Source organism: Acinetobacter portensis (assembly GCF_010646905.1).
Classification (GTDB): domain Bacteria; phylum Pseudomonadota; class Gammaproteobacteria; order Pseudomonadales; family Moraxellaceae; genus Acinetobacter; species Acinetobacter portensis.
The window spans coordinates 2,826,372-2,845,361 of record NZ_JAAARQ010000002.1 but is presented as its reverse complement, the minus strand read 5'-3'; the positions used below and the strand labels follow the sequence as shown (position 1 = coordinate 2,845,361).

At 35.1% G+C, this 18,990-nt stretch carries 17 protein-coding genes; 11 read left to right on the top strand and 6 right to left on the bottom strand.

The genetic code is table 11. The features are described from left to right. Positions 1–35: 35 nt before the first annotated feature. On the bottom strand, positions 36–926 hold the full coding sequence (gene aceR / locus GTK57_RS13375) for an HTH-type transcriptional regulator AceR (protein WP_152875634.1): 891 nt from the start codon (positions 924–926) through the stop codon (positions 36–38). Positions 927–1,038: 112 nt separating this feature from the next. On the opposite strand from aceR, the gene aceI reads away from it, so the two are divergent. Both aceI and GTK57_RS13365 read left to right on the top strand, forming a co-directional pair. Further along, complete coding sequence (aceI, locus tag GTK57_RS13370) at positions 1,039–1,470, top strand: chlorhexidine efflux PACE transporter AceI (RefSeq protein ID WP_163124083.1); 432 nt, start codon at positions 1,039–1,041, stop codon at positions 1,468–1,470. Between the two features lie 107 nt (positions 1,471–1,577). Further along, on the top strand, positions 1,578–2,300 hold the full coding sequence (locus tag GTK57_RS13365) for a CPBP family intramembrane glutamic endopeptidase (protein ID WP_163124080.1): 723 nt from the start codon (positions 1,578–1,580) through the stop codon (positions 2,298–2,300). 70 nt (positions 2,301–2,370) lie between these two features. Here the strand turns inward: GTK57_RS13365 and GTK57_RS13360 are convergent, their stop codons facing one another. Beyond that, positions 2,371–3,900: an acetyl-CoA C-acetyltransferase gene (locus tag GTK57_RS13360; RefSeq protein ID WP_163124077.1), complete on the bottom strand. Its 1,530-nt coding sequence runs from the start codon at positions 3,898–3,900 to the stop codon at positions 2,371–2,373. Positions 3,901–4,141: 241 nt separating this feature from the next. Here GTK57_RS13360 and GTK57_RS13355 point away from each other — a divergent pair, with 241 nt between their 5' ends. The 4 genes from GTK57_RS13355 (at position 4,142) to GTK57_RS13340 (ending at position 8,421) form a co-directional block, all read left to right on the top strand. Further along, entirely contained in the window at positions 4,142–5,533 is a 1,392-nt protein-coding gene (locus tag GTK57_RS13355) for a 3-oxoacyl-ACP reductase (RefSeq protein WP_163124074.1), read from the top strand. Between the two features lie 143 nt (positions 5,534–5,676). Then, positions 5,677–6,531, top strand: coding sequence for a MaoC family dehydratase (locus GTK57_RS13350; protein ID WP_163124072.1), 855 nt, complete (start codon positions 5,677–5,679; stop codon positions 6,529–6,531). A gap of 69 nt (positions 6,532–6,600) precedes the next feature. After that, positions 6,601–7,857 (top strand): serine hydrolase domain-containing protein, encoded by a 1,257-nt coding sequence (locus GTK57_RS13345; RefSeq protein ID WP_163124069.1) that lies wholly within the window; start codon positions 6,601–6,603, stop codon positions 7,855–7,857. Between the two features lie 99 nt (positions 7,858–7,956). Continuing rightward, complete coding sequence (locus tag GTK57_RS13340; protein ID WP_163124066.1) at positions 7,957–8,421, top strand: copper resistance protein NlpE N-terminal domain-containing protein; 465 nt, start codon at positions 7,957–7,959, stop codon at positions 8,419–8,421. Positions 8,422–8,485: 64 nt separating this feature from the next. Here the strand turns inward: GTK57_RS13340 and GTK57_RS13335 are convergent, their stop codons facing one another. Continuing rightward, positions 8,486–9,208, bottom strand: a complete 723-nt coding sequence (locus GTK57_RS13335; RefSeq protein ID WP_163124063.1) for a hypothetical protein — start codon at positions 9,206–9,208, stop codon at positions 8,486–8,488. Positions 9,209–9,449: 241 nt separating this feature from the next. On the opposite strand from GTK57_RS13335, the gene dnaX reads away from it, so the two are divergent. Continuing rightward, positions 9,450–11,510 carry a DNA polymerase III subunit gamma/tau gene (gene dnaX, locus GTK57_RS13330; protein WP_152875619.1) on the top strand — a complete coding sequence of 687 codons (2,061 nt, stop codon included), beginning with the start codon at positions 9,450–9,452 and terminating at the stop codon, positions 11,508–11,510. A 77-nt stretch (positions 11,511–11,587) separates the two neighbouring features. Here dnaX and GTK57_RS13325 read toward each other — a convergent pair whose 3' ends face one another. Beyond that, on the bottom strand, positions 11,588–12,337 hold the full coding sequence (locus tag GTK57_RS13325; protein WP_163124060.1) for an OmpW/AlkL family protein: 750 nt from the start codon (positions 12,335–12,337) through the stop codon (positions 11,588–11,590). A 587-nt stretch (positions 12,338–12,924) separates the two neighbouring features. Between GTK57_RS13325 and GTK57_RS13320 the strand changes: the two genes are divergently transcribed. Genes GTK57_RS13320 through GTK57_RS13305 form a run of 4 tightly spaced genes read left to right on the top strand, consistent with a single transcriptional unit; the run spans position 12,925 to position 16,669 of the window. After that, entirely contained in the window at positions 12,925–13,434 is a 510-nt protein-coding gene (locus tag GTK57_RS13320) for a low molecular weight protein-tyrosine-phosphatase (protein WP_163124057.1), read from the top strand. 11 nt (positions 13,435–13,445) lie between these two features. Further along, a complete protein-coding gene (murB, locus tag GTK57_RS13315) occupies positions 13,446–14,498 on the top strand; it encodes a UDP-N-acetylmuramate dehydrogenase (RefSeq protein ID WP_152875614.1) in 1,053 nt (350 codons plus the stop codon). A gap of 3 nt (positions 14,499–14,501) precedes the next feature. Further along, positions 14,502–15,626 carry a YdcF family protein gene (locus GTK57_RS13310; protein WP_152875612.1) on the top strand — a complete coding sequence of 375 codons (1,125 nt, stop codon included), beginning with the start codon at positions 14,502–14,504 and terminating at the stop codon, positions 15,624–15,626. Beyond that, complete coding sequence (locus GTK57_RS13305; protein ID WP_152875610.1) at positions 15,626–16,669, top strand: alpha/beta hydrolase; 1,044 nt, start codon at positions 15,626–15,628, stop codon at positions 16,667–16,669. Before GTK57_RS13310 ends, GTK57_RS13305 begins: the two co-directional genes overlap by 1 nt. Positions 16,670–16,747: 78 nt before the next feature. On the opposite strand, the gene GTK57_RS13300 is transcribed toward GTK57_RS13305, so the two are convergent. Both GTK57_RS13300 and GTK57_RS13295 read right to left on the bottom strand, forming a co-directional pair. Beyond that, complete coding sequence (locus tag GTK57_RS13300; protein WP_163124054.1) at positions 16,748–17,179, bottom strand: VOC family protein; 432 nt, start codon at positions 17,177–17,179, stop codon at positions 16,748–16,750. Positions 17,180–17,313: 134 nt separating this feature from the next. Then, a complete protein-coding gene (locus GTK57_RS13295; protein ID WP_163124050.1) occupies positions 17,314–18,984 on the bottom strand; it encodes an FMN-binding glutamate synthase family protein in 1,671 nt (556 codons plus the stop codon). Between the last annotated feature and the right edge of the window lie 6 nt (positions 18,985–18,990).

The following is an 18,990-nucleotide window of genomic DNA, read 5'->3' as shown; positions in this document are numbered from 1 at the left end:
TATTATGGCAAAGTATATTCCATAATTTAGATGAATTAATTCGTGTTTTTTCTATCATTTCTAATGTGATTAATCAAAAAACGAGCAGCTGCGCCCAATTGATTTTCTCTACTCCACACTAAATCGACAAAATACTCAAATTTAGGTGTGAAATCGGAAAAGTTTAAAATTTTCAATTTACGCTTAAGCTCAGGGTTTTCATTAAACATTTCAAGTGGTAAAACACCCCAAGCTAAATTTTGTAAGATAATAGAACATGCGGAATGATGGTTGTCTGTACGCCAATAAGATTTTGAATATAACAATTCAGGCTTAATGGTTCTGTCTCGGCTGGCAACCACAATTTGTCTGCTTTGTAGTATTTGTTCGAAACTCACATGATCAAATTTGGCAAGTTCAAAGTTTTTGGATGAAACAGGAACTAAAACTTCACGTTTTAATTCCACAAATTGCTCATGACCTTCTAATTGTTCGCGTTCAAACATTAAAGCCAATTGTGCATTACCATTGATTAACATTTTTGTGGCATCTTCTTGTGGAGCCGTGAATATATTAATTTGTAATTGTGGGAATTCTGATTCAAGTAAAGAAATATAGTCTGTCCAGTTGGTATGTAGAAGCTCAGAAACAACCACAATATTAAGTGAAGACTCAAGTCCATTACTCAGTGCAAAAGCGTGCTGTTTCCATTGTTTCATCTCAACTAAAAGCTGGTCTGTTTTTTCATATAGAACCAAGGCTTCTTCGGTAGGAACAGGTTCGCGCCCAACTCTTTGAAAGAGTTGTAAATTCAAATCTATTTCTAAATTGGCAATCGACATGCTTACTGCCGATGGAACTTTTCCTAGCTTTCTTGCCGCTGCGGAAAATGAACCTGTTTCTATGACAGTTTTAAAAATAAGCAGTTGATCTTGATTGATGTTCATAATTTGATTGTTGTTTATCTTTCAAAATATTTGATAGATTCTAACTCGATTGATCAATAAAGTGGAAATATAATTCACTCATCTTAAATAAAGAATGTTAGAGAGAATTAAAATGTTGATTTCCAAAAGAAGGATTATTCATGCATTAAGCTATGAAATAATCCTATTGGTGATCATTGCTATAGCTTTGAGTTTTATTTTCCGTATGCCATTAGAAGTTACAGGTTCCTTGGGTATTGCAATGGCGGTAACTTCTGTGATTTGGAACATGATTTTCAATCATTTTTTTGAAAAATTTGAAGCCAAGCGGAAGTTAAAAAGAACAGTTGGAGTTCGTATTCTGCATGCGATTGGTTTTGAAGGTGGTTTAATGCTCGCCACTATTCCAATGGTTGCCTATGCAATGAATATGACAATATGGCAAGCTATTTTGCTCGATTTTAGTTTGACCACTTGTATTTTGGTTTATACCTTTATATTCCAATGGTTTTACGATATTATTGAAGAACGTTTAGGGGCAAAACCTAAACACTTACAAGTTTAAAAAAAGCACCTTTCGGTGCTTTTTTTTTACATTTTGGTCATATAAATTTTATATTTTGTATTCAAAATATAGTCATAAAATTAATTGAATAATGAAGATTTTTTAAAATGATATTTTCTCAAAAAGTACGCGCGGAAAATTTTCCGAATAAAATTAGATGGCAGTATAGGGATACTTTTGCATTATTACTTGTACCTTTAATTTTTATAAATGCATGGTTAGCAGGATTAATTTTTACAGATCAAATAAATATTGCTATCGCTGATAGTTTTTTTAGAGGGATTTTATTTTTAATTTTATGTTTTATTTATAAAAACATGTTGGTCGATCATTGGTTATATTTTAATAAGGCAAAATGGAAATCTTGGGGATTAGTCATTGTTGGTGCTGTCTTATTACAAGTCGTGATTAGTTTAACTAGATCAATTTTACCTGTTTCATCTATAGGTGAAAGTGCCGAAAGTGATGTAGATCCACAATCTCTTGCATTTTTAACACTGTTGTTTATTTCTTTAGGGCCACTATTCATGGCACTAATTGAAGACATTGTATTTAGATATACTTTGCTTCATAAATTATTTATTCCAAATACATTTTTTAGAATTGTGGTTGTACTTTTAAACTCAATTTTATTTGGGTTGATTCATTATAATAATTTTGGTGGTGATATTGTTGCGACCACAAGCTTTATGGTTGCGGGATTATTCTTAAACCTTATTTATATTTGGACGCGAAATATTTGGCATGTGTTACTTATTCATTTTGTAAATAATGCTGTTTTATCTTTGGGTGGCGTCATTTTATTAAAAGTTGTGACCATACTGACTTAAAGTAAATAGAACTTAAAAATTCATATAAAAAAGCACCTCAAAAAGGTGCTTTTTTATTTTAAGTGTTCAATTATTTTTCAATAATTGCGGTAACACCCTGACCACCAGCAGCACAAATCGAAACTAAAACACGACCTGAACCTTTTTGGTTAATCAGTTTTGCAGCAGTTGCGATAATACGACCACCTGTTGCAGCAAATGGATGACCTGCCGCAAGTGAAGAACCTTTTACATTCAATTTAGTACGATCAATTGAACCGAGTGGTGCATCTAAACCTAAACGCTCTTTACAGAATTTAGGATCTTCCCACGCTTTTAATGTAGAAAGTACTTGAGATGCAAATGCTTCGTGAATTTCGTAATAATCGAAGTCTTGAAGCTTTAGACCAGCACGATCAAGCATACGTGGAACTGCATAAGCAGGTGCCATCAATAAGCCTTCTTTTTTATTTACAAAATCTACCGCAGCAGTTTCAGTAAATGTTAAGTAAGCTAGAACTTCATGACCATTTGCTTTAGCCCATTCTTCAGATGCTAAAAGTACGCAAGATGCGCCATCTGTAAGTGGAGTAGAGTTACCCGCAGTCATTGTGCGTGCATCGCCTTTACCAAAAGCAGGGCGAAGTTTTGCAAGTTTTTCTACAGTAGAATCTGCACGTAAGTTATTGTCACGTTCTAAACCTAAGAATGGCGTGATCAAATCATCAAAAAAGCCTTCTTCATAAGCAGCAGCCATTTTTTGATGTGAAGATGCAGCAAGTTCATCTTGTGCTTCACGTGAAATACCCCATTCAAGCGCAGTCAATGCCTGATGATCGCCCATTGAAAGACCTGTGCGTGGCTCACCATTTTTAGGTGCATCCATCAAATCTTTAACATTGATTTTTGCTAACGCTTTAAAACGATCTTTTGCAGTTTTTGCAATGTTAAGTTCAAGTAATGCTTTACGTAAGCCATCACCTAAAGCAATAGGGGCATCTGATGTTGTATCTACACCACCTGCAATACCCACTTCAATTTGACCAAGCGCAATTTTATTTGCAACTAAAAAGGCAGCTTGTAAACCTGTACCACACGCTTGTTGTAAATCGAAAGCAGGTGTTTCTGGTGCAAGTGTTGTATTTAAAACACATTCACGCGTCATGTTAAAGTCACGGCTATGCTTAAGAACAGCACCCGCAACCACTTCACCTAATCGTTGACCTTGAAGATTAAAGCGTTCGATCAGACCATTTAACGCAGCAGTAAACATGTCTGAGTTTGACGCTGAGAAATATGCACCGTTTGAACGAGCGAAAGGAATACGATTGCCGCCAATAATAGCAACGCGACGAACTGTGTTTTGACTCATGGATTGACCTTGTTGAACTTTAGGTTGGGTTTTTGGTTTAACTGTTTTTGTTGATGTTGCTTTTGTAGAAGCATTAGTACTTGCTCTACGTGTAGAAGTAGTACGTGTCGTTGTTGTTTTAGTCGTTGTGTTTGCTGCTTTAGCAGTTGTGCCAGTACTTTTAGCGCGAGTTGTACTTTTTGATGTATTTGACACAGGCTTTGCTGCAATATTTTCGACTGCTGGATTATCTTGAGTTGTCTTGCTCATAAGGCTTTTCCAAGCATATTGATCATCAATTTATAGTGTACATTATCATAATAGAGAAAAAGCTCAATTGACTAAAATGACGCGGGGGTATGCATTCAGGTCAAGACATCTAGACTTTAACTCAAGTATTATTCAAGAGAAACTGATGGATCTGTTGAAATATAAGTATTTGACATCATATTGACGTTAAAGGATGACGTTCAGATCCATCAAAAATTAATTTGCATGAGAGATAATAAACATGAGTGACCAATATCAAGCATTCGCAAAATCTACCATTGGTAAACTTGTCATTAAAAACCTAGGTTTACCATCGCCAACTTCTTTAGATCGTTTTGTATCGGTTACTCCTGTGGTTCAGGGTGCAGTTTTATTGGGTGCGGCATCTTCAAGTAGTTTGTCAGGTTCGATTGCTCAAGTATTGGCAAATGTTCATGCAAATGCTTATGCTGGTAATAATGCAGAATTGCAACAAGCTGCGGCTAAAGTTGGTTTAAATCTAAGTGCATTTAATGAAGGCGATAAAGAGTCTAAATTTAAAGTCGTTATTTTTGATGCTTCAGGTATCGAAAATTCAGAACAACTTCATGAGTTATATGCATTTTTCAACCCAATTTCACGTCAAGTTCAAGCTTCTGGTCGTGTTGTGATTGTGGGTATTAACCCTGAATCTGCAAAAACTGTAAAACAAGCAATTGCTCAACGTGCGCTTGAAGGTTTTGTAAAGTCTGTTGCTAAAGAGTTTAAAAAAGGCATTGCAGCAAACTTGGTCTATGTCGATCCAACTGCAAAAGATAATTTAGAGTCTGCGTTACGTTTTACGATTTCACCACGTTCTGCTTATGTTTCAGGTCAAGTCATTCGTGTGTCTAAAGCCAAAGCTGTAGATGTAGATTGGGCAAAACCACTTGCAGGTAAAACGGCGGTTGTAACAGGTGCAAGTCGTGGTATTGGTGAAGCAATTGCACATGTACTTTCACGTGATGGTGCACATGTTATTTGCTTAGATGTACCACAACAACAAGCAGATTTAGACCGTGTTGCAGGTGAAATTGGTGGTTCTACATTAGCCATTGATATTACCGCTGCTGATGCAGGCGAAAAAATTAAAGCGGCTGCAGCTGCACAAGGTGGTTTAGACATTATTGTGCATAATGCAGGTATTACACGTGATAAAACTTTGGCGAATATGAAGCCTGAGCTTTGGGATTTAGTAATTAACATTAACTTGTCTGCAATTGAGCGTGTTAACGATTACTTATTGTCAAACGATGGTATTAATGCCAATGGTCGTATTGTTTGCGTATCTTCAATTTCAGGTATTGCAGGTAATTTGGGTCAAACCAACTATGCGGCATCTAAAGCAGGTGTGATTGGTGTTGTGAAATTTACTGCGCCAATTTTGAAAAATGGCGTAACCATTAATGCTGTTGCACCTGGTTTTATTGAAACTCAAATGACTGCTGCAATTCCTTTTGCGATTCGTGAAGCAGGTCGTCGTATGAACTCAATGAGCCAAGGCGGTTTACCTGTAGACGTAGCTGAAACTATTGCGATGTTCGCATCTACTGCATCTTCAGGCTTAAATGGTAATGTTGTACGTGTATGTGGTCAAAGCTTATTAGGGGCTTGATAGAATCATGTGAAAGTTCCCTCTCTTTTAAGGAGAGGGCTAGGGAGAGGTAACTGATTTATGATGACCCTCATCCCAGCCTTCTCCTAGAGGGAGAAGGGGCTTTTTTATAATATGTAATAATAGAATTTCAAAGGCTCATTATGAATACACGCCATTTTAATCAACTTCCGAAGCCTTATTTGGCTTATCCAAAAGTCATCCAAGGCTTAATTTTTAAAAAGCCAAAAGGTGAAAAAGTACTACCGCAAGTTGAATATGTGGTGGATTCATTTAAAGTCGATGCAAAACATCTTAAAGCTTATAATGAAGTGACAGGCTTTAAAAATAACGGTTATATTCCTGCAATTTACTTGGCTGTTTTATCGCAAAGCTTACAAATGCATATGATGACGCAAGAAGCGTTTCCCTTTGCTATTTTAGGTTTGGTGCATATTCGTAATCAAGTGAAACAATTCCGTAAAGTAGGAGTGAATGAACAACTTTCTTTGTCATGTAAATTTGGTGAGTTAAAACCACATGATAAAGGTGTTCAATTTGACTTTATTACCACAGCAAAAGTAGATAATGATGTTGTGGTTGAATCTTTAACCACATATTTAGCACGTCAGAAAACCACAACAAGAACTTCAACTAAAGAAGTTGAAGCGAAAAAGCCTGAGTATCAAGTAGTAAGCGAATGGGATATATCTGAAAATACAGGTCGTCGTTATGCTTTAACGTCGGGCGATTTTAATTTAATTCATATTCATGCAATTACTGCAAAAGCCTTTGGTTTTAAGCAAGCAATTGCCCATGGTATGTGGAGTAAAGCAAAAGCTTTGTCTAATTTAAGTTTGCCAGATGCTTATGAAGCAGATGTTCAGTTTAAATTACCAATGTACTTGCCATCTAAAGTTGAGTTTTTAACTGCACAAGATGGAAAAGAAACAAGTTTCTTAATTCAAAATGCAAAAAATAAGAAACCACATGTGGCGGGAAGTTTAAAAGCACTTTAAGATAAAAAACCTAAATCAAGTGATTTAGGTTTTTTTTATAAGGCTCAATTTATGCAAAGGATTGTGTAGATGGAACGTATTCCACAATATTTATTCGCAAATCAAAAAAATTATAAGGGTTATGTGGATCCACGATTTAAAGATTTAGCGAAACAGTTCAGTCAAATGCAAGATGCACGGACAGGATTTGGTGGTGCGGCACTCGTGATTTATTTTCAATCTGAAAAAGTGGTCGATATTTTTACGGGGAAAAAATCACTCAGTGAAAATTGGCAATCGGATACATTGTCTGTCTGTTATTCAACAGGAAAAGGTGTACTTGCAACATTAGCGCATATTTTAGTGAGTGAAGGTTTTCTCGATTACGATACGCCTGTTGCACATTATTGGCCTGAATTTGTACAAAATGGTAAAAGTAAAATTACATTAAGGCATATGTTGTGTCACCAAAGTGGTTTATTTGATATTCGGTCAAATATTCATGATGCTTTAGAGATGGCTGATTGGTCACATATGCTTAGAGTGATTGAACAATCAACACCAAGGTTTAATGCAGGAGCTGATGCTGCATATCAACCATTTACATTTGGTTGGCAAGTGGGTGGTTTATTGGAAAAAGCCACCAATAAATCACTTACGGAATTAATGGAAAAATATTTGGTAAAACCGCTTCAATTAGATGGTGCATTTTATGGTGTTCCTGCTGATGAAATAAAGCGAGTTGCTAGACCATTAACGATAAATAAAGAAGAGATGAAGCCATTTAATCCGAATGCAAAGAAAATAAAGCGTAAAAAAACGCATTTAGATCGCTTGTTGGAATTTAGCGGACATAATCCATTAGATTTTCAAGATGCCATGATTCCCAAAGGTATGAGTAAGTTAAGCATGTTTGATGATCGTGCATTACAAGCTGTTATTCCTGCTGCAAATGGTGTATTTACTGCAAATAGTTTGGCAAAAGTATATGCGATGCTTGCCAATGAGGGTGAGTGGAATAATAAACAATTTATCAAACCAGAAATATTCCAAAATTTATCGACAATTCAATATATAAAACGTGATCGTGTGATGCCCATTGCTATGCATTGGCGTTTGGGATATCACCGTTTATTAACCTTGGGTAAAAAAGCACCGCAAGGTTTTGGTCATATTGGTTTTAATGGTTCAGGTGCTTGGTGTGATCCTCAAAGGAAATTAAGTTTTGCTTATACGCATAATTTTCAAACAGGTTCTATCACTGGAGATTATCGTTTATGGGGGCTGACACAAGAAGCTTTGCGCTGCGCAGATGCAGAATTGCAAGGCTATAAAGGTTGGTTTTAATTAAAACTTAATGTAAAGCTTATGTATCGACATGGGTTTTTATGCGATTCATGTTATATTATATCAATCAATTGATTGATCCTGTTTGTTCTTATTGAAATGAAAAATCGCATTCTTATTCCATTATTTGCATCGTCTGTTTTATTGGGTTGTCAGGAATCGAATCAGACAAAAAATGAAAGTGCAGATTCTAAAAATGTCAAAAATACGATTGAAGAAAAGCAAGTTCAGCCTTTATGGGTGGGAAATTATCAGGGAACTACGCCGTGTATGGGGTGTTCTTCTAGATGTGAAGATTGTCCAGGAATGGCGGTAGATTTAGAACTTAAAGGTGATATGACTTATGTACTTCAGCGTGAAAGTTTAAGTGGTCATAATGAAGTTGAAACCTTAAAAGGTAAGATCTTATTTAAAGATGCAGCACAAACAAAATTAGAACTATTGAATGTTAAAACACGGAATCAATTGTTTGTAGATGTAGAAAATCAGTTATTAGAGATTCGTGTTGATAAAACAGCAGAACCGTATCAAGCACAAACTGATTTTTTATTGGATCTAGTTTAGATCTATGCATAAAATATAAAAGATCACAGAAGTGATCTTTTATATTAACGGTCACCTAATATATTCATTGAACATTTTCGTTACTATCTTTTTTAAGATTTTCCTCATTCTGTTTATCTATAAGTCTTTTTATTAAATCATCAGTTTGAGTCTTAAATTGATTTGCGCATTCGGTAATAATTATTTCTCTTTCATCAGCAATAAGTTGATAATCGTTCGCTTGCCATTGTTCTAAAGGATAGGCTTTGCTTTGGTAAATACAGTTTTTTAAATAGTTCTTAGAATATTCCGCACCAAAAAAAAGAGCATATCCATTTTCTATAGTTTTATCACTTTTATCATAAATTAAAGACCAATATGGTCGTGTGGGTTTGATGTAGTATGATTTTATGTCTAAATCTTTAATGTTTTTATGTTTATTTACGACCTCGTCTGAGTATGCTTTTGTAAGAGGTCCTATATCAAATAATGGATTTTTTAACTTATCTCTACTTATCACATCCTCAATTTTACTTCCTTTAAGTTGGTCTTTGGATGTACCTTGAAAAGAGCCACCAGCAAGTAATATGAGCACTGTTCTAGCTGCTGTTGTTTTAACTGTGTCGGAGTATTTGACGATTTTTAGTTCAGTTGAGTTTCCGTAAATTTCTTCAGATTTATTAACGGTAGACCGATTAACCTCTTGTGATTGATAAGTAGGTAAAGAAGCAACGGCTTTATAAGAATTCGCAAAAGAAGCTGAATTGATTGCTAGAAGTAGAGTCGTTAAAAGTAGTTTCTGTTTCATATTAGGGATGGTTGTTATAAAATTTTGCTAAATATACTGAAATTTAAAATAAAATTCAAAACTACATAAGTCTTAATTTGGCTGATGATTTAATTGAAATTCCAAGGAAACAAATACACATTAGATTGATTGAAATTAATAAAGTCAAAAAAAATTGTGGCAGAAGTGAGCCCTAATCAATAGTTTTCATTCACTCTTTATTAAAAAAACAGTATCCTTAGACCTATAAAAAGGAGCATACATGTATCAAGTACTCGCACGAAAATACCGTCCTCGTAATTTCAATGAATTAGTTGGGCAAAACCATGTGTCACGTGCACTAACAAGCGCATTGGAACGTGGTCGTTTGCATCATGCTTATTTATTTACGGGTACGCGTGGTGTTGGTAAAACAACAATCGCACGTATTTTAGCTAAGTGCTTGAACTGTGAAACAGGTGTGACATCTACGCCGTGTGAAGTATGCCCAACATGTCAGTCGGTGAATGAAGGTCGTTTTATCGATTTAATTGAAATTGATGCGGCATCACGTACAAAAGTAGAAGATACACGTGAATTATTAGATAACGTACCGTATGCACCAACTCAAGGTCGTTTTAAAGTTTACTTGATTGATGAAGTACATATGCTTTCAACGCATTCTTTTAATGCTTTATTAAAAACATTAGAAGAACCACCTGAGCATGTGAAATTTCTTTTCGCAACAACAGATCCTCAAAAGTTGCCAATTACCGTAATTTCACGTTGTCTGCAATTTACGTTACGTCCTTTAGCTGTAGATGAAATTACGACACATTTAACAGATATTTTAGGTAAAGAAGATATTCAAGCAGAACAAGATGCGCTTTGGCAAATTGCCGAATCTGCTCAAGGTTCTTTGCGTGATGCATTATCTTTAACAGATCAAGCCATTGCTTATGGTCAAGGTGCAATTCAGCATCAAGACGTAAAAGAAATGCTGGGTTTAATTGATCGTACAATTATTTATGATCTAATTCTTGCAATTCATCAAAATCAAAAGCAACGTGTAAGTGATTTACTTATTCAATTTAGACAACAAGCTTTAGATGTATCGTTAGTACTTGATCAATTCATTTCGACTTTGCATGAACTTGCTTTATTGCAATATTTACCAGATTTAAGCCTTAAATATAGTGCTGAAATCAACCAAAAAATCATGCAATTATCGCAATTGGTTTCTGCACAAGATTTGCAGTTGTACTATCAAATTGCCTGTAAAGGTCGTGCAGATTTACAACTTGCGGTAACGCAAGAGCAAGGTTTTGAAATGTGCGTATTACGTTTACTCGCATTTAGACCATTACAGCCAAATGAAGTGGTTGTAACGCAACAACACGCGTCACCTCAACAAAATACTATAGGCGTTCAAGCACCTTTAAAGTCACAACAAGAAACGGTACATCAAGCGATACCTCCTCAACAAGTAACTCAGCCTTTAGCCGTTCAGCAAGATGTAGCTGAGTATGTTGCAGAAAAAATCATTGAGAATTCTGTTCAAATTGAAGCTCTACACACTGCGGAAACTAAAGATGAGCACCAAATAGAAGATCAAGTAGCAAATCTTCCACAAACGGAACAAATTGTATTTGATCCATCTACGGGTGATGCGTTATTTGGATTAGATGAATCTGAAGCTGAAGAATCTGCTGTACAAGTAGATGAGCCATCAAGTGATGACTTTTTAGAAGATGATTTTAGTCTTAGTAATTTTGATGATCATCCTGTTCAACAAGTTGTGAATACTGTAAATGAAATAGATCAGCATTCTGAAATGACGGTGGAAACATTAGAGCCATCTATAGCGCAAGTTGAAATTACAGAAGTAGTTGAAGAGTCTGAGTCTGTAGAAAAAACATCTTTAATGCCACAAGATATTCTACGTTTACAAGATCAAAGCTTGGACGGTGAATGGACTGTAGAAAAGTGGGAATTTTGGTTTAGAAATAGTGGTCTTTCACCTGCAGTTCAAGAGCTTGCTCAATATGGTGTGATGCAAGGTCATATTAATGGTGAATCTATATTTCATATTCCTGAACAGTATCAACACTTGTTGACTCAAATGCAGGGTAATTTAGAAAATGCATTGAAAGAGCAATGGTCAAATACGCTGTTTAAGGTTCAATATGGTGAAGTGAGTGGAATGACACCATTTACAATGCAACATGCTCGTAAAGATCGAGCTTTTCAGCGCACTGTAGAATTGTTGAATGAAGAACCTATTATTAAAGATTTAATGAAATCTTTTGATGGTGAATTGCAGAATATTCAAATTAAGTCTTAATGTTTTTTATAAAATTTGAAGCATAAAAAAACAGGCTAAATAGCCTGTTTTTTTTACATTTATAATCTAGTTAAAGATTAGAAACGGTAACCAAGACCAACGTAAGTTATGATTGGATTGATTTCAATTTCACTTTTACCTGTAACGAGTTTGCTGCCAGTAGAAGAATTAATTGTTAGTGTTGCATCAGTAGAAAGATGAGCATATGAAACAGATGCTGTAGCAAACCATTCTTTATTGATATTGTAATCAACACCAGCAACAACTACAGGCGCAATAGCATCATCTACAGAGACATTACCAATTGTTGCACCCATTGGCATAGCAATGTTTGGATCAGTTTTAATATCGCTGAAATGTGCATACATCAAACCACCACCAAGGTAAGGGCGGATTTTGCTGTTAACTGTGCCAAATTGGTATTTTGCTAAAACAGTAGGCGTGTATGCACGAGTAGTAGCAATGTTGTCATAGTCACCTAATTCAACACCAAGATTACCGATTAAGTTTACTCGTCCAACACCAGATAATTTCATTTTAGGTGGTGCACCCAAAACCATTTCTAATGATACATTGTCATTTACAAAGTAATCAAAAGCTAAACCAGCAGTATCTGCATCTTTTACTTTAAAGCCTGCATTATCTGTCATATTCCAATTGTTACCAAGCTGATTGTTAACACCTTGTTCAGAGCTTTGAGGCATTACATGTAACCAACCTGCAGAAACACCAAATGTTTTGCCATCTGAAGTTTCAGCATGAGTTGCAGTTACAGCAGTTAAACCTAAAAGTGCGATTGGAAGAATCGTTTTAATTGAAGTCTTCATATATATTCCCTTAATAGAAGTAGAAGATGATTTTGAATCTAATGCGCAGTGTATGTATTTAATTTTGAATTTGAATATTAAGTTAATAAAAATTACATAATAATGAGTATTTTAAGAAAACAAGCCTGATGAAAAATCTTATAAAAACAGATGTATATCATTTATTATAAATTCATATATTGATATAAGTTATTGTTATTATGATGTTTTGTTTTAGAGTGATTATTCGATTAAATTTTGCGCAGTTGTGTTATGTATTTGTAATTTATAAATAAGAATAAGAATCTATTAAGTATTTTTAATAAGTCGTCTAAGTAAGATAAGTAACGTTAATTTCAATTTTTTGCGTGTAACTTTCATTCCAAAATATAATATTTCTATGTGGTCGCTTAAAATTACTTTCGTTATTAAAGTAGTTTATTTCAAAATAAGTTTTTATAAAAATATACTGTTTAGAATAAAATCATCATCATTTTATTATGAAAAATAATACCAAAATCAACATTATTCTCTATATTCTATATAGGATTAAGCCTCTAAATCACTTAACATAAGACGCTTGAAATAAATGTTTCGTTGAGGTTGTTATGTCGTCCAAAACGCCATATAAGGTGTTATGTGTCTGTTTGGGAAATATCTGTCGCTCTCCTACGGCAGAGGTAGTTCTTAGATACTTTTGCGAACAACAACATTTAAATATCAGGGTCGATTCTGCGGGTACAAGTAATTATCATCCGAATAAAGCTCCCGATGAACGAAGTCAGAAACATGCATTAAAACGTGGTTATGATTTATCATCTTTAAGAGCAAGACAATTAAATGTGCAAGATTTTATCGAATTCGATTTGATTCTGGCGATGGATAATGAAAACTTAGACAATATTCAAACGCTTCAGCATCAAGCTGAATTAAAATTTGGTAAAAATAAACTTCGTGCAAAAATCGCATTAATGAGCGAGCATGATGAAATCTATAAGCAGCAAGCATTACCAGATCCATATTATGGCGGTGCAAATGGCTTCGAGCGAGTGCTTGATCAATGTGAATCGAGTAGCAGAGCTTGGGTAAATATTTTTAAAAATGAATTAGCTGTATAAGGTTTCAAGACATGAATATTCAAACACAAATTCAACTTAAACCTTTTAATACATTAAGTTTGGATGTCATTACATCGCACTACATGAAAGTTCAGTCGCAAAATGAGCTTATTGAAGCTTTGGCATTTGCAGAAGAAAATCAACTGAACGTGATGGTTCTATCGGGCGGTAGTAATATGTTATTGCCCAAAGAAATAAATGCACTTGTTATTCATATGGATATTCAAGGTTTTGAAGATATTACAGAAGATGCAGAATCTAAAACGATACGTGTCGGTGCAGGTCAAGTTTGGCATGATTTTGTTTTATGGACGACATCGCAAAACTTATATGGTTTACAAAATCTAGCGCTGATTCCTGGTTTGGTGGGTGCATCCCCAGTACAAAATATTGGTGCATATGGCGTAGAAGCAGGTGAATTTATAAATTCTGTGCAGGTTTATGATCGCTATTCAAAAGAATTTCGTTCGATTTTAGGTGCAGATTGTCATTTTTCATATCGTCATAGTATTTTTAAAGATGACCCAAACAAATATATAATTGTGAGTGTGGAATTTAAGCTTTTAAAACAGCCTCAATTAAAATTAAATTATGGTGATCTTAAAAATGCAGTAGCTGAAGACCAAACTGCGTTAAATTTACAAAACCAAGTCATTCAAATTCGTAAAGCGAAATTGCCAGATCCGAAAGAATTTCCAAATGTCGGAAGCTTTTTTAAAAATCCTGTTGTAGATTATTCTATTTATCTTCAATTGGCTGAAAAATTTCCAAACTTACCGCATTATCCGCAACCAAATAACCAAGTTAAAATTGCGGCAGGTTGGTTGATTGATCAATCGGGTTGGAAAGGTAAAAAGCTAGGTGTTGTAGGTATGTTCCAAAAACAAGCTTTGGTTTTGGTGAATTATGCAAATGCGAACTTAGAAGATGTTCAAAATACCTATAAAGCTGTACAACATGATGTTTATGCTAAATTTGGTGTATCTTTAGAGCCTGAGCCTGTTCTATATAACGAATTAGGCTTAATTCGAACACACCATGTCATTACAGAACATACAGGATAGTATATGGCTAGAAAGCATTTAATGGTCAAATTGGTACAAATAGCATCGTTGTTATTTGTATTTTTAGGTTGTCTAATGCTTTTTGTTTATTCACCTTATTATTCAAAGTTGGTGGTTAAAGCTTTGAATACATTTGTGCCTGTAGAGGTAAATGAATTGGCTGCTGAAAGTCAGAAAATGGCATCTTTAAGTGAAAATGATACTTTAGAGCCGGGTTCAGATTTGTGGATTGCACGCCAAGCATATTTAAAAGTCATGGAAAAAGAGCTTAATAAAAGTCAAATGACAGATTTAAGCACCATTCAAACACGTTATAAACTTTTGCAGAACTCAATTATTGAAGAACAACAAAAAGAGCAAAATAATGAACCCATTAAGCCATCTATTCCTTTGCTAGAGGTTTCTGCAAGCTCTGAAGTTCAAACGGAATCTACGCAAGCTGTACGTGAATTATTAGAGTTAAACAATGCTGATAATAAAGAAAGGATGGATAAATATATTCATTTTCTTTTAACGCATGAAATTGTCGAACCCATAATAGAACCTGTGAATACAGAAACTTTGCAAGATGTTCAACATATTCAGGATCAAAATACCGTTCAAAGTAGCGTAGAGAAGTCAAAACCTTATGCTATTGTGGTTTTAGGTGGTGGTTTAACTTTTGATAAAGATGCTAAAACCATTGTTGTGAATGATTACACAAGACTAAGATTAGAAAAAACCTTAGAAATAGAAAAGCAATATCAACTCCCAATTGTTCTTAGTGGTGTAGAAGCACCTTATATGCAAGCATGGCTGAAAGATCGTGGAATTGATGCAAAATTATTAGAAGATAGAAGTATGAATACTTGTGAAAATACTCGTTTTAGTTCACTACTTTTACAAAAAAAAGGTGGTGCTCCAACCGTTATTTTAGTGACGGATGAATACCATATGCCACGAACACGACGCTTATTTGCCTTAAATGGGATTGAAACGATTCCTGTGGAAGCACCGATGCCCACTCAACTGACACAATGGCGCCCTAGTGTTAAAAATTATGATCATAGTCGTAGAGCAAATTATGAAATGCTTGCATCTATTCGAGATGTTTTCTTGGGATCAAGTGATTGCAGGGAAGTTCCATAATGCCTGAAATTCCATTTTCAAATCCGAATGAACTAAAATTATTAGATTTACCTGTACCTAGTCGAGAGACAACGCCTCATCAACTAAATGCTTTAAATTTAAATCGTCAGTTTTCACCAAATGCAGAACTTCAAGCATATCGAAAATTATATGGCTTTGACCTTTTAGATTGTGAACATTGGCAAGGTTATGTGGAAATTCCCTTGTTCAAATTGCATGTTCAGGTTTTTCAACCCAATTTAAAATCATCGCGCTATAGTGAAATTCAAGGTACGGTATTTCTTTTACATGGCTATTTAGAACATAGCGGTATTTATCAACCCATTATTAAAGAGTTGATAGATCAGGGTTTTAGTGTAATTACATTCGACTTACCAGGTCATGGTCTAAGCGATGGTTCACCAGCGAATATTAAAGATTTTGACCATTATCAAGATGTTTTACATGCCGTTTATCAATATGTGAAGACAGCAGATCAATTACCAAAACCTTGGCTTGGTATTGGGCAAAGTACGGGTGCAGCTATACTCATGCATCATGTGTTAGATTTTGCTCAGCGTCGTGTAAATCCATATGTAGACCGAGTTTTATTATTGTCACCATTGGTTCGACCTGCAAAATCTGCTTGGTGGCATAACTCAGTAGGTTTAGGCATTATTCGTCGTATTAAAAAGCAAGTACCACGTCATTTCCGTAGAAATAATCATAATCCTGAGTTTTTACGATTTATTCGACTAAAAGATCCATTGCAGCCAAAAATGATGGGAATGGATTGGATTCTAGCCATGTCTAAATGGATGCAAGAAATGGAGCAACGACCATCTTGTCGTATTCCTGTTTGGCTAGCGCAAGGTGCGCAAGATCAAACGGTCGATTGGAAATATAATATAGAGTTTATTCGTAATAAATTTCGATTACAGACTTTACTGATGTTGGAAGAGGGTTCACATCAACTCATTAATGAACGTGCAGATATTCGTGCTGCATTAACGGGTTTAATTCCTGCATTTTTACATGCAAAGCAAAGTAAAGTTTATTATTAATGTAGTTCACTATGAAATTAGATTAAACATTAAAAAGCTCAAGTTGATGACTTGAGCTTTTTATTTTGCATAAATGATTTATTCAATAATCAGCATATCTTGCTCATCAAATTTCCAATCTGCTGAATAGGCAATTTCCCAATAATAACCATCTAAATCTTTGAAATATCCACTATAACCACCCCAAAAAACTTTTTGAGCAGGTTTTACAATGGTTCCGCCATGAGTTTGAACCAATTGTAGAATATCATCGACTTCTTTTTCAGACTTTGTATTGCAGGCAAAAGTGATACCACTAAATCCTTGATTGATAAGCGGTGGATTTTCAGCATTAATATCTTTAGCTAATTGTTCTAATGGATAAAGTTCAAGTTTTGATCCTTGATTATCAAAGAATACAATGGCTGGGCTTGCTTGAGTTTCGTATGTTTTAAAGCCTATATTTTTATAAAATGCTAAAGATAATTCAATGTTTTTTACACCTAAGCAAATTAAATTAATTCTGTTCATTATTTTAAAACTCCAATAGATGGAATATTGATGAGTTTATGTTAGATGAAAAATTCATCAAAATAATAGAGTGTTTACCAAATTCAACACAATAAAAAAGAGGCCGAAGCCTCTTTAATTTGCAATACTCAATTTTAAAATTTATTCACGTCTGCAACTTTCCACATACGGTAATAGAAATTATCCGTTTCTGATTGATCGCAATTTAGAAGTTCACCTTCTTTAAGCCAGAAGTGTAACTGCCCATAGTTGTTAATTTCACGATCATTTACACGCTGTGCTAAATGATGCGGTTTAATGTCTGATGGGTGCTCTAAGCCAGCAGATGCAAGTAATTCAGCTAAAGCGCGCATGGTGTTCTTATGGAAGCTGTAAACACGGTCAGCTTTGGTTGGAACATGAATTGCTTTTTGACGTTCTTTATCTTGCGTTGCAACGCCTACAGGGCATTGGTTGGTATGGCAGCTTTGCGCTTGAATACAACCAACTGCAAACATAAAGCCACGAGCTGAGTTTACCCAGTCTGCACCAATTGCAAGAGTACTTGCGATATCAAAGGCACTAATGAGTTTGCCACTTGCACCAATTTTCACTTGTTTTCTCAAACCCGCACCAATTAATGTGTTGTGAACTAAGCGTAAACCTTCACGCAAAGGGACACCCATATTGTCAATTAATTCGATAGGTGCAGCACCAGTACCACCTTCAGAACCATCTACCACAATAAAGTCAGGGACAATTTTCGTTTCAAGCATGGCTTTAACAATTGCCATAAATTGCCAAGGCTGACCAATACAGAGCTTAAAGCCGACAGGTTTACCATTCGATAATTCACGTAATTGCTGAATAAAATGCATCAACTCAATTGGGTTTGAAAATGCAGAGTGATTTGATGGTGAAATACAATCTTCTTCACGGCTGATTCCACGAATTTGTGCAATTTCTTCTGAAATCTTATCTTTAGGTAAAATACCACCATGACCAGGTTTTGCACCTTGAGAGAGTTTAATCTCGATCATTTTAACTTGTGGTAGTTGTGCCTGTTTTGCAAACATTTCAGGAGAAAATTGACCATCAATGGTACGGCAACCAAAGTAACCACTGCCAAGTTCCCAAACAATATCGCCATTATTTTCTAGATGATAAGGACTAATACTGCCTTCACCTGTGTCGTGGTAGAAATTACCAAGTTTAGCGCCTTTGTTTAATGCGCGAATGGCATTGGCACTTAAGCTACCAAAACTCATTGCTGAAATATTCATGATCGATGAGCTATACGGTTGTGTACATTGCTCATTACCAATAGAAATTCGGAATGTTGATGGATCGGCAGGTTTACATGGCGACATCGAATGCATAATAAAGCGATAATCTTGCTGATATACATTGATGATTGAACCAAAAGGTTTATCTGCATTTTCATTTTTTGAACGCTGATAAACCAAGCTACGTTGCATACGTGAAAACGGTAATGCATCTTGATCAGATTCAATGAAATATTGACGAATTTCAGGGCGAAAATCTTCAAATAAATAACGAAAATGCCCCATAATTGGGTAGTTTTTTAGAATTGCATGACGCTTTTGTAGAATGTCATATACACCTAAAAGACTGAGTGCGATGGTACTCAGCCAAATGGTATTTAATACAGTATCTGAGAAGAAATAGTGTAAATAATGAACTTCAGAGAATACTCTTAACCACGTAATTGAGACAGCAATAATAATGCTGACAAACCAAACCGAGTGTCTTGAGAAAAAAGTATTTAAAAACTTATGTCTTATGCTTTGAGATAGGCTGGACACTTTTTA

What these genes read in the sequence shown, in the direction of transcription:
- aceR (WP_152875634.1), bottom strand. Translation starts at nt 926, where the DNA reads ATGAACATCAATCAAGATCAACTGCTTATTTTTAAAACTGTCATAGAA.
- aceI (WP_163124083.1), top strand. Translation starts at nt 1,039, where the DNA reads ATGTTGATTTCCAAAAGAAGGATTATTCATGCATTAAGCTATGAAATA.
- GTK57_RS13365 (WP_163124080.1), top strand. Translation starts at nt 1,578, where the DNA reads ATGATATTTTCTCAAAAAGTACGCGCGGAAAATTTTCCGAATAAAATT.
- GTK57_RS13360 (WP_163124077.1), bottom strand. Translation starts at nt 3,900, where the DNA reads ATGAGCAAGACAACTCAAGATAATCCAGCAGTCGAAAATATTGCAGCA.
- GTK57_RS13355 (WP_163124074.1), top strand. Translation starts at nt 4,142, where the DNA reads ATGAGTGACCAATATCAAGCATTCGCAAAATCTACCATTGGTAAACTT.
- GTK57_RS13350 (WP_163124072.1), top strand. Translation starts at nt 5,677, where the DNA reads ATGAATACACGCCATTTTAATCAACTTCCGAAGCCTTATTTGGCTTAT.
- GTK57_RS13345 (WP_163124069.1), top strand. Translation starts at nt 6,601, where the DNA reads ATGGAACGTATTCCACAATATTTATTCGCAAATCAAAAAAATTATAAG.
- GTK57_RS13340 (WP_163124066.1), top strand. Translation starts at nt 7,957, where the DNA reads ATGAAAAATCGCATTCTTATTCCATTATTTGCATCGTCTGTTTTATTG.
- GTK57_RS13335 (WP_163124063.1), bottom strand. Translation starts at nt 9,208, where the DNA reads ATGAAACAGAAACTACTTTTAACGACTCTACTTCTAGCAATCAATTCA.
- dnaX (WP_152875619.1), top strand. Translation starts at nt 9,450, where the DNA reads ATGTATCAAGTACTCGCACGAAAATACCGTCCTCGTAATTTCAATGAA.
- GTK57_RS13325 (WP_163124060.1), bottom strand. Translation starts at nt 12,337, where the DNA reads ATGAAGACTTCAATTAAAACGATTCTTCCAATCGCACTTTTAGGTTTA.
- GTK57_RS13320 (WP_163124057.1), top strand. Translation starts at nt 12,925, where the DNA reads ATGTCGTCCAAAACGCCATATAAGGTGTTATGTGTCTGTTTGGGAAAT.
- murB (WP_152875614.1), top strand. Translation starts at nt 13,446, where the DNA reads ATGAATATTCAAACACAAATTCAACTTAAACCTTTTAATACATTAAGT.
- GTK57_RS13310 (WP_152875612.1), top strand. Translation starts at nt 14,502, where the DNA reads ATGGCTAGAAAGCATTTAATGGTCAAATTGGTACAAATAGCATCGTTG.
- GTK57_RS13305 (WP_152875610.1), top strand. Translation starts at nt 15,626, where the DNA reads ATGCCTGAAATTCCATTTTCAAATCCGAATGAACTAAAATTATTAGAT.
- GTK57_RS13300 (WP_163124054.1), bottom strand. Translation starts at nt 17,179, where the DNA reads ATGAACAGAATTAATTTAATTTGCTTAGGTGTAAAAAACATTGAATTA.